The sequence below is a fragment of the Anaerotruncus sp. genome, from assembly GCF_057433415.1.
In genome coordinates this window covers 12,084-12,362 of sequence record NZ_DBMDHH010000067.1, presented here as the reverse complement: position 1 = coordinate 12,362, position 279 = coordinate 12,084, and the positions used below count along the sequence as shown (strand labels likewise).

Below are 279 nucleotides of genomic sequence, written 5' to 3'. Positions count from 1 at the left end.
GGTACATCCATCTCGACGATCCGCCGCGCGATTCCCTCGGCGATCGCCGTCTTGCCGACGCCCGCCTCGCCGATGAGGCAGGGGTTGTTCTTGGTGCGGCGGGTCAGGATCTGGAGCACCCGCTCGATCTCCTTCTCCCGGCCGATCACCGGATCGATTTTCCCCTGCCGCGCCATCTCGGTGAGGTCGCGGCCGTACTTGTCGACGATCCGCCGCGCGATTCCCTCGGCGATCGCCGTCTTGCCGACGCCCGCCTCGCCGATGAGGCAGGGGTTGTTC

The 279-nt window shown here is 67.7% G+C and carries 1 protein-coding gene; it reads right to left on the bottom strand.

Annotated features, from left to right (window positions below):
• Positions 1-279: AAA family ATPase (locus ACZO3G_RS13325; protein WP_486847332.1), on the bottom strand; the 279-nt coding region annotated here is incomplete at both ends.